This window comes from Pseudonocardia sp. 73-21, from assembly GCF_001899645.1.
GTDB lineage: Bacteria > Actinomycetota > Actinomycetes > Mycobacteriales > Pseudonocardiaceae > Pseudonocardia.
Genome location: NZ_MKVV01000066.1, coordinates 1 through 9,496, shown reverse-complemented (window position 1 = coordinate 9,496; position 9,496 = coordinate 1). Strand labels below are relative to the sequence as shown.

Genomic DNA, 9,496 nt, shown 5'->3' with positions numbered 1-9,496 from the left:
GAACTCGACCGCCCGGTGACGGTTGTGCAGAGAGCCGATGACCTTCCCGGTGGCGATGTCGAGGGCGGCGTAGAGGCTCGACGTGCCGTTGCGGACGTAGTCGTGGCTGGCCCGCGCGGGGCTGCCGGGCGGCATCGGGAACACCGGCTGGGTCCGGTCCAGCGCTTGGATCTGGGTCTTCTCGTCCACGCACAGCACCAGCGCCCGCTCGGGCGGGTTGAGGTAGAGCCCGACGACATCGCGGACTTTGTCCACGAACAACGGGTCCTTGGACAACTTCCAGGTGTCGACCTTGTGCGGAGCCAGTCCGAACGCCCGCCACACCCGTGACACCGTCGATTGCGACATCCAGAGGTGGGCAGCCATGGACCGGGTCGACCAGTGCGTCGCATCCTTGGGTGCCGTTTCCAGCGTCTCAGTGATCAACCGTTCGACATCGGCGTCGGAGACCGTGCGAGGCCGGCCGGGCCGGGGCTCGTCGACCAGGCCGTCCAGGCGCCGCTCGGCGAACCGGTTGCGCCAGATCCGCACCGTCGAGCGTGCCACCCCGAGACGCTCGGCGAGCGCCACGTTGGACCCACCCTCGGCGGCCGCGAGCACGATCCGGCTCCGCAACGCCAAACCCGCCGCGCTCGTCCTGCGACGAGCCCAGGACTCCAACTGGGCCCGTTCGTCATCGGACAGCACGATCATCTGCGGATGCGGGGACGGCATACCGCACACTAACGACTGAGCGGGAACTTCCGACTCAGGACACTAGGTACTGCCCGTCCGGAACCCGGGCAGCCCCGCACGACGTGCCGCCGCCGCGCCAGCTCCGCGACGTGCCGGGCCAGATCACCCATCCGCTCGATCTTCTCCGCCACCCGGATCCCGGTCACGATCAGCCGCAGGTCCCGCGCCACCGGGGGCCTGCAACGACAACAGCCGGTAGGCGTCGTCCTCGGCCCGCGCGCGCAACCGGTCGATCCGGTCATCGCCGCTGATCACCTGCTCGGCCAGCCGCAGGTCTGCGTTCACCAACGCCGTCGTCGCCTGCTCCATGGCGTCGGCGGAAAACGTGCACATCGTGGCCAGCTCGGCACCGAGCTGCGCCAGCTCACTGCGCCAGCTCACCGTGAAACGTTCCCCGCACGGCCCTGACCGTAGAGGCCAGCTCCTCGCACCGCGCGAAGTCCTGGCCGTCCGGCCGGACCCGATCGGGCCCGGCCGGTCACATCCTGCACGGCCTGCGAGTCACGACCCGCGGGCGACGCTGGGGAGCGTGGGAGCTTGTGTAGCCCACCCGCCAGGCCACCGACCACCCACCACCGGGTCCGGATCGGATGAGTGGCCCGCTGGCGGCGGCGGAGCGGTCGACGCCGCGGAGACGCCGTCAGGCCTACCGCAGCGCGCCACCGCTCGCCTCAACACTCACCAACCCCACCGATCGGCGGTACCGCGCGAGGCCTTCGACCGGGTGGAAAGGTCTCGCCATGACGCCCGCTCTTGATCTTCGGCGACGTCGTGGTCCTGCCGCGTCGGACGGTGTGAGCGCCAAATTGAGCTGCTGTGACCAGCCCAGCGCGCGGCCGCTACCGATGGATCTCGTTCCGATGCAACGGGCCTGCCCGGCAGCGGGATCGGCGCTGTCCGGACCGCCGCTACTTGTCACTTCATAGCGCGGCTCTTACGGGCACCCCTCCCAGGTCGCGACGACGGGGTGCGGGGCGCTGGGGTGCAGCGCGCCGCCGAGGGACTCGCTGGTGACGGTCAGGGCGGTGGGGGCCCAGGCGGCCAGGCGCAGCGCGGTGGTGTCGAGCACGATGGACCCCGATCAGCTGGTGGTCGGGATCGCGGCGCTGGGGCGATCCGGTGATCACGCCCCAGGCGTGGAGCTCGTCGGCGACCGCGGCAAGGTAGATGTCGAGGTGTCGTCCCAGCGTGCTGGGCTGCCGATCCCGTGAGGCCTCGAGGACGTCGAGGGCGTCGAGGGCGTCACGGTGCGCGTCGCGGCCGGGGGACGCGCCGGATAGGTGTCGTACGGGCGCGGTGGTGTCCTCGGGTGACCCGCCGTCGCGGATGTCGGTCATGACGTCGCCCGCAGGCCGGGCGGGCGCGGCGGCGCGGCGACTGGTCGGTGGCTGGTGCACATGGTGGTCCCCTGCTCCCGCCGGTCGGGGTGGGTAGCGTGGAACCGGCGCGTGCTGTCGCAGTAGCGCCCGCCGGGGTCCGGAGCGGGCTTGACAGCGCCCATCATGCGCCTGATCACCTGCGCGCGCCGGGTTTCCCGAGCCTGGAGTTGTTCACCGGCCGCCGCGCCGGCGATCGGCATTGTTGTGGGGTCCACGAGGTGGGCCGACCCGAACGCATTCCGCAGTGATACGCACGGAGTTGGCGATGCCAGGCCGGCCCACCAGGTGGCCCGGCGAACCCCTTCCCCGTGGGCTGCCGGGCGTGCGCGGCGCCATCTCGTGGCTGGTCGGATGGGGTGCCGTGCGCCCGTTCAACGAGATCACAACGGGAAAGGTTGCGTCGGCAACCGCCTCGTCGGTGCTGATCACCGTCGGTAACGGTGGGATGGCCAGGACAGAGTCATCAGTGCGCGTGGAGTCCCCTCCACCACGCGCACCGGTGGGGGTGGAGGACCTCCGCCGGCGGCAGCACCCGCCCGTCTGTCGGGCGGGTGCTGTTGTGCGGGGCACCCCACAGCCCCCCTCCACGGGTCAGGCGGGCGCGTCGGGCGGCCTGGTCAGGTGCAACCGCCCCTCGATGACGTCTCGTGCGACGTCGATCAGCGGCCGGTGGGGCGGTGGAGGCGTGGGCGCGCAGGAGGGCGATCGCGGCGGTGATTGGTATCCCGAGTTGCACGTTGAGCATCCCGGAGGCCTGGTAGACCTGAGCGGGCTCGATGAGATCGCCGTTGACCAGCGCCGAGGAGTCGTTCATGAAGGTCCTCCCGGTAGGCCTTCGGGGACGGGCCCGGGAGTCGCGAGCATGGCAGCGACCCGCGGAGGTAGGTCGGTAGCCACCGTGTCATCCCAACCTCCGCTGCTTGACTTGCTCAGTTCTACGAGAACGGGATGGCCAGACCCAGGCGCGGCCTGATCACGGCCTCGTTGCTGTGCATTCGATGGTGGTGTGGTCGGCGCTGCTGAGTGTGGCCAGGAAGTCTTCGGTGTCGGTGTAGGGACGGTCGGGGACGATGCTCGCGGTGACCGGCAGGGCGACGGAGCTCTCGGCGAAGGGGTAGGGATCGAGCGCCAGCCGGAAGCGGCCCCGGGCGTGGCAGCGGATCTCGGCGTGCTGCTGCCCGGGTACCGGGAGCGGAGCGATCGTTGCGTCCGCGGCGTGCCGCAGCGCGAACTGCAGCGAGATCCGGTCCCAGACCTGAAGCAGCAGGTAGGCCGACATCACCTCGGGTAGCGCGTGAGGGGCGCTGGGCGGCGCGTGGCCGATCGCCTCGGTGTAGAGGCTGGCCTGCAACCTGGCCATGTCGGTGAGGAACTCCTCGACCAGCTCGCGTTCGGTGTCGGTGAGCGACTGCTCCCCCACCTCGGCGAGGCGGTAGCTGCCGTAGCGGTCGTTGTAGAGCCCGGCGCCATGCATGCTGACCAGCAGCTCGGTCCAAGGGTCCAGCTGCGCGGCGCGCTGGATTCCGGCCCGGTAGGCGGGCACGTGCTCGCGGGGTTTGACCTGGTGGAACTGGGTGGGCTGCCCGGTGTGCGGGTCGAGGTCGGGGTGTCGTTCCCAGATCGCCCAGCCGTCGTCGTGGTGCGCGGCGGCCAGCCGGCTCGCTTCCCGGTGCTCGGTCACGGCGGGCACCTCGTCGTTGCCCCAGGCGGCGGCGATCAGGCCGGTCTGGAGCCCGTGGTCAGGTTGGCGCACCACCAGCAGTCGCCCGTCGTAGCGGCTCAGGATCATCGGCTCATCTCCAGTCCGGACATCACCCGGGGCTACGCCTCGGCTGCGGTGAGGTGCCCGTGGGTCTTCTCCGCGGCAGCGAACCCCGCCGCGACCCTGATGATCCAGTTGAGGTCAGCGGTGCGGGTGTCGGCCCCGCTGGCCGGCAGGGGATGCGGGTCCGCGACGGGTTGACCGGCTCGGTGAGCGCGCAGGGCGCCTCGGATCAACGCGACGGTCACCGCGATCTCGGGGTCGGTGCTGCCGGCCGCGACCTGGCCGGCGCGGCCGGCGAGGTCTCGGTCGTAGAAGGGGCCCAGCAGGACCAACCCGTCGCGGATCTCGATCTCCCGACGGTAGAGCCGGCTGCTGATGCCGCGCCCGGCCCGGAACGCCAGGCCGGGATGCGGTGCTCGCAGCCTGGCGGTGGTGTCGACCGCGGCGTCGGCGAAGGCCCAGGAATCGGTGACCGAGTTGTGGGTGTCGCCGGGATGTGTCATCGATCAAACAATAAAGCCCTTGACCGCGTATACACTCGACGACCTCCATCACCGGACGGGGAGAGTCGGCTCGTCGAGCGACGCGAGATCCGGCGCCCCGGCGGCACCGGTCACACCCGTCGTAGGTCGCATTCGGCCTGCTCGAGGTGGGCGGCACCGTGAGGTCGAGAGCGAAGCGCACCACGTCGGTGGGCGGTCTCAGCACTTCGGACGTCTTCGTTCAACTCGCTTTCCAGCGGTGGCCGCGTTGGCCACCGCAGCGGGGGCCGGAAGCACCGCTCGGCGGGCAGATACAGCGACGAACGCCAAATTTGGCTTCGTCATCAGCGCGTGGGAATCAAGACGGTAGCTGGCCGTCGTCCCTCACACCGGGGCAATCGTCATGACGCTGCGACCCCGGAAGGTGATCGCCATGCTGAATTGTCGGGGCTATCGGCGACAGCCTTGGCCCACCGGTCGGCCAAACCCTCGAGGAGGCGGGCGTCGACCTCGGCGGCGACATGGGAGTAGGTCTGCTGGATCTTGTCGTCGAGAATATGGCCGAGCCGACGCGCCTGGGCGATCTCCGGCACGCCGTCCGCGATCATCCAGGTCTTGTGACTGTGACGCAGCCCGTGAAACGTCAACCCGGTCTTCACCACCGCCAGCCGTACCTCCGGCCGTGTCCGGGCCTGATTGCCGTCAGCGGCCGGGCGCATCGCACGGCGGCCGAAGTTGCTACGCCGATGCAGCTCTCCCTCCGGGGAGACGAACACATGCCTGTGATCGTGGCCATCCAGATGGGCCTGTAGGAGACCGACCAGGAAGGCGGGCAGGGCGATCGTGCGCGCGGACTCGGCTGTCTTCGGCGGCCCGAGCTCCAGGCCTCGGCTGGACTCGTGCAGCGTGCCGATGTCCGGATCGACGACGATCACGCCGTCATCGAGGTGCGTGTTGCACCGTTGCAGCCCGACGAGCTCACCCCACCGAGCTCCCGTCCACGCAGCCGTCACGATCAACACGGCAGCGCCAGGCCCAGCACCCGGGAGCCGGGCGGCGTTATCGGCCACCGCTAACGCCTCCTCAGGTGTCGCCCAGATCCGCTCCACCCGGCGGGTCGCGCGGTGCCGGCCGCGGCGCCGCGCCCGGATCGGGTTCGCCACGATCAGCCGCTCCTCGACCGCGTCGGCCAACAACAGCGACAGCAACTTCGTCACCCCCGACACCGTCGCCTGCGCGTAACCGTCCGCGCGCAGCTGCTTGGCCCACACCGCCGCCTTGATCCCGGAGATGTCAGCCAGCCCGTGATCACCCCACCGCGGCAGGATGTGGCGCCTGAGCAGGCTGCGGTAGTAGTCCTCGGTGCGGATCGCGACATCCAGCGCACCCAACCAATCCTGCGTCCACTCCGCCACGGTGGTCTTACCCGCCGCCGGATCGATCCACCGCCCCTGGCGCTGATCCGACTCCAATGTGCCGGCGTGATCACCGGCGGCCGTCTTGGTCGCGAACCCGTTGATCGCCCCGATGGTGCCGTCGTCACGGCGGTAACGGACCCGCCAACTGTTGTTGCCGCTCTGCTCCACCCAGGCCATTCGACTCCCTATCCACGCCACCACACCCAACGTCGGGTATCGCAATACCGGTATGGACGCTCCAATGTCTGCAGAGCGGAATATTTGCTCGACAACGAAACGCCGACCGGTCACCGGCGGCGGATCGGCGGCCGTCGTACCGGCGCGGCCGGCGCGGCCGGGCGGGCTCCAGCGGCGGCGATCGCGGCGACGTCGTAGTGGGAGAACCGCAGGTGCTTGCCCAGAAACGTGCACGGCACCCGCCGTTCCGCAGCACGGCGCCGCAGCCACGATTCGCGCACCGCCAACACCTTCGCCGCCTGCGCCGGGGTGTACAACGGCAACACCGATGAACCAGTCTCCGAAGCTGGCGCCTGCTCGCGCTCCTGACCGGCGTCGCTGACCGGGTCGTGGCTGTGGCCACTTGGCCCGGGCATCGCAGCAGATGTGCGTCTGCTCATGCCGACGCCATCTGACACACGCGCCGTGGTCCCGCGGAAATAATGCGGCAGCTCCGGTGGGCGGCAGCAAGCTGCGATCGTCGGGAATGGCGCCTGCGACCGATCGCTACCGGCGTGCCAGGATCGCGGCCGTGTCTACGCCGGAGATCCATGTGCGACGGATCGCCTCGTACTGCGCAGGCCGGGTGCCTAACCATCTGCGTGATCAGGTTCAGGTCGTCCACAATGTACGTGGGTCCGCGGTGACCATCATCGAGACCCGCCCACCCTGGGACGGCTCGGACGGGGAGTGGACGCGGCGCCCGATCGCGCAGCTGCGCTATGACCGGCGGCGGTGGAGGCTGTGGTGGCCCGACCGCCGCAACCGATGGCACGCCGTCGACGCCCCCGCCGCCCACAGCCCGGACCCCCTGCTGGAGATCCTCGACGACCCGACCCGCGCCCCGTTCTGGTGACGGCACCCGTCGCAGGCGATTGGTGGCCTCGCCAGTACGGCGCCACCGGCGTCTGTGTGAGTCGATCCGGCCGGTCATTGGGTCGTCCGCGCGGCCGGTGCGAGGTTCGCCACTCGGTGCTGGACCCGGCATACCCGTGCCAGCACTCCGCCCCGCGCCTAACCCCGCGCGCAACATCGATGGCAGCAGAACAGGTCCGCAAGCCAGCACCCGAGCAGGTTGCCTGCACACCAAGTTGATGGTCATGCCGCGCTCGGATGTTCCAGGTTCGGCACCCGGTCGACCGACATTTCTGGGTCGGGTTGGCAGTGGGGTAGCACCGACGACGCGAGTGCGGGCTCGGCGCCGTTGAGTTCGCGGTGACTCGAGCACTGCCCCTGCGCTCTGAAGATCAGTACGTCCTCGTGGGCGATCAGGTGCAGGGGCAGCCCGGCTTCGCGCTGCTTGCGGATGAAGTCGCGCTGGAAGAACGAGCCGCGGGCGACGAGGCCGTCGTCGGCGACGCGACCGATCAGCGCGACGCAGCGCTCGACCGGGACGAGGCCGGCGCGGGTGCCGCAGGCAAGGATCTGGGCGGGCAGGTCGATCAGTTCGGCGTGCTCGCGCCAGGGCCGGACGGTGATCGCCACGTGCCCTCCCGGGCGCAGGACATCGGCGAGGGCGGTGAGTATCCGCTGGAAACCGGCCAGGAGGCGGTGGTGGCCGATGTTGGCGAGGTTCCCTCGGTCGAGCAGGTTGCCGTAGAGGTGGTGGTACTTCTGCACACCGCCCCCGGGGATGACCGACACCTGCCCGTGGGTGGAGGGGCCGTAGGGCGGGGAGGTGACGACGAGCGCGACGTTGCCCGTGTGGCGCGCGGGCAGCAGCGTGGCGAGTTGGCGGGCGTCGCCGTGCAGCACGCCGGAGTCGTCGAGCACGGCCGCGTCGATGCCCTGCTGGCGAGCGAGCTTGAGGTTGGCGCGGGCGACGTCGACCCAGTGCGCCTCGTACTCGACGCCGACGGCGCGCCGTCCGAGGTGGACGGCCTCGACGAGGGTGGTGCCGATCCCGCACATCGGGTCCAGGACGAGGTCCCCGGGGCGGGTGTAGTGGGCGATGGCGTGGGCGGCGACGGCGGGCAGCATCTTCGCCGGGTGCGCGGTCGAGTCGGAGGTGTAGCGCTCGCGGCGTTGGCTGGCGGGGGGCTGCTGCGCGGTGGTCCACACCGACAGCGGCAGATCCTCGATGTCAGGGACGGCGGCGGGTTCGGGGTGAGCGGTGTCGGGCATGGCGGTACCTCCCGGGTCGGCGGGCATGGGGTGACGGGCGGGCGAGCGGGTCACGGTCGCGACGGCCGATCCGTGGCGGGCTCGACGCCGCCTGAACTTCCGGAGGAATGGGGTTGGGCGAAGACCAGGACGTCGCTGTGCACGCGGCGGTGCGGCGCGGGCGCCCGCTCGTCGGCCCGCTGCGCGGGGTGTGGGCGGAGATCGGCGGGTGGGAGGTGCACGGCGACGATGTGCTGGAGGTAGAGCAGGTCGGCGTTCTGCCCGGCGGTCACCATCGGCCCGGTCGGGTCGACGAGAACCCCGCCGACGCGGTCACACCGGGTGAGCACGACCAGGACGCCGCCGAGCCGTAGCGCCCGGGCGGCGAGCCGGGCCAGGGAGTCGGTCTGTCCGGCCGCGTCGTGCCGCGCGGGCATTTCGGTGATCAACAGGTCGACCCGATCGTCCGTGCCATCGGGGTCGGGGCTGTCGGCATCGGTGCTGTCGACCGACCCGGACGGGTCTCCGAGGAGCGGCCGGCGGCCGAGCTCGGCGACGGCTTCGACCGCGGTGGCGGGGACCGTCCCGGCGTGTCCGGTGGTCCAGGGCTGGAGCAGGACGGTAGCGCCGGGTTCGCTGAACGAGGCCACGGCGCGGGCAAGCACGGGCAGCGGCCAAGGCGCTCCCGACGGCTCCGCGTCCGGCGGGCATCCCGGGGACGACGGGAGCGCCGAGCCCACGTCCTGCGTCGTCGATGTCCTGGAAGTGGCGTGCGAGTCGGTCTCGTGCTGGACCGGGGCCGGGGTGAACCAGATGGTGGACGGGGTGGGCGCCGGCTCGCCCCGCCGGGTGTCGCGGCGTCCGGAGTTCGCCGGGCTGCGCCGCGTGCGGGTCGGCGCGGTCGGGTAGGGCCGGAACTCGACGACCGCTCGGCCGCGGCCCGCCTGGCTCGGGGTGGTGGCACCGGGGTCGCCGGGCCGTTCGGTGGCCTGCGGGTGTTCGTCAGGCTGCATGGGCTGCTCCTGCGATCGGGTGTGGTGGCCGCGTCGGAAGCGCGGCCGAGGACACCCCTGAACTCCGTCGTCAAGCCCCGGTGGGGACATTCCGATATTCACTGCTGCGCCTGGCACCTCCATTCTCAGCACCGTTCCATGCGCCATTCTGGTAGCACCCGCGCGGGGTCGACCCGGGCGCAGTGATCGCCGCCGATGCTTCACGACGTTGGCGGTGGCTGACGCGGCCGGCGATGTCGGTCGTACCGGTTAAACGACCGGGTACCGATCGCTGACCGATGAGGTACCGATCAGGTACCGCACGAGGTTTCATCTGCTCACGGGTGTTGGCCGCCGCTGAGGATGACGATGGCGGCGTCATCGACGGTGACGATGTCGTCGATGT

The 9,496-nt window shown here is 70.7% G+C and carries 12 protein-coding genes; 2 read left to right on the top strand and 10 right to left on the bottom strand.

Annotated features, from left to right (window positions below):
* The 4 genes from BGP03_RS21800 to BGP03_RS21785 form a co-directional block, all read right to left on the bottom strand.
* A partial coding sequence (locus BGP03_RS21800; protein ID WP_299737279.1) for an IS630 family transposase occupies nucleotides 1-714 on the bottom strand: 714 nt, incomplete at its 3' end.
* An 8-nt stretch (nucleotides 715-722) separates the two neighbouring features.
* A complete protein-coding gene (locus tag BGP03_RS21795; RefSeq protein ID WP_299737276.1) occupies nucleotides 723-866 on the bottom strand; it encodes a hypothetical protein in 144 nt (47 codons plus the stop codon).
* Nucleotides 838-1,116, bottom strand: coding sequence for a PhoU domain-containing protein (locus BGP03_RS21790; RefSeq protein ID WP_298795403.1), 279 nt, complete (start codon nucleotides 1,114-1,116; stop codon nucleotides 838-840). The genes BGP03_RS21795 and BGP03_RS21790 overlap by 29 nt, the downstream gene beginning before the upstream one ends.
* 553 nt (nucleotides 1,117-1,669) lie before the next feature.
* Nucleotides 1,670-1,804: a hypothetical protein gene (locus BGP03_RS21785; RefSeq protein WP_298795405.1), complete on the bottom strand. Its 135-nt coding sequence runs from the start codon at nucleotides 1,802-1,804 to the stop codon at nucleotides 1,670-1,672.
* 1 nt (nucleotide 1,805) lies between these two features.
* On the opposite strand from BGP03_RS21785, the gene BGP03_RS21780 reads away from it, so the two are divergent.
* The gene (locus BGP03_RS21780) at nucleotides 1,806-1,946 is read left to right on the top strand and encodes a hypothetical protein (RefSeq protein ID WP_298795407.1); all 141 of its coding nucleotides are present in this window, start codon (nucleotides 1,806-1,808) and stop codon (nucleotides 1,944-1,946) included.
* A 1,141-nt stretch (nucleotides 1,947-3,087) separates the two neighbouring features.
* Here BGP03_RS21780 and BGP03_RS21775 read toward each other — a convergent pair.
* From BGP03_RS21775 to BGP03_RS21760, 4 genes are all read right to left on the bottom strand, one after another.
* Nucleotides 3,088-3,903, bottom strand: coding sequence for a DUF3891 family protein (locus BGP03_RS21775; RefSeq protein ID WP_298795409.1), 816 nt, complete (start codon nucleotides 3,901-3,903; stop codon nucleotides 3,088-3,090).
* A 32-nt stretch (nucleotides 3,904-3,935) separates the two neighbouring features.
* Nucleotides 3,936-4,382: a DUF6545 domain-containing protein gene (locus BGP03_RS21770; protein WP_298795411.1), complete on the bottom strand. Its 447-nt coding sequence runs from the start codon at nucleotides 4,380-4,382 to the stop codon at nucleotides 3,936-3,938.
* A 380-nt stretch (nucleotides 4,383-4,762) separates the two neighbouring features.
* A complete protein-coding gene (locus BGP03_RS21765; protein ID WP_298795413.1) occupies nucleotides 4,763-5,956 on the bottom strand; it encodes a tyrosine-type recombinase/integrase in 1,194 nt (397 codons plus the stop codon).
* Nucleotides 5,957-6,066: 110 nt separating this feature from the next.
* On the bottom strand, nucleotides 6,067-6,237 hold the full coding sequence (locus BGP03_RS21760) for a hypothetical protein (RefSeq protein ID WP_298795415.1): 171 nt from the start codon (nucleotides 6,235-6,237) through the stop codon (nucleotides 6,067-6,069).
* A 401-nt stretch (nucleotides 6,238-6,638) separates the two neighbouring features.
* Here BGP03_RS21760 and BGP03_RS21755 point away from each other — a divergent pair, with 401 nt between their 5' ends.
* A complete protein-coding gene (locus tag BGP03_RS21755; protein WP_298795417.1) occupies nucleotides 6,639-6,851 on the top strand; it encodes a DUF3024 domain-containing protein in 213 nt (70 codons plus the stop codon).
* A 242-nt stretch (nucleotides 6,852-7,093) separates the two neighbouring features.
* Here the strand turns inward: BGP03_RS21755 and BGP03_RS21750 are convergent, their stop codons facing one another.
* Nucleotides 7,094-8,119, bottom strand: a complete 1,026-nt coding sequence (locus BGP03_RS21750; RefSeq protein ID WP_298795419.1) for a DNA methyltransferase — start codon at nucleotides 8,117-8,119, stop codon at nucleotides 7,094-7,096.
* 50 nt (nucleotides 8,120-8,169) lie between these two features.
* A complete protein-coding gene (locus tag BGP03_RS21745) occupies nucleotides 8,170-9,111 on the bottom strand; it encodes a hypothetical protein (RefSeq protein WP_298795421.1) in 942 nt (313 codons plus the stop codon).
* Nucleotides 9,112-9,496: the final 385 nt, after the last annotated feature.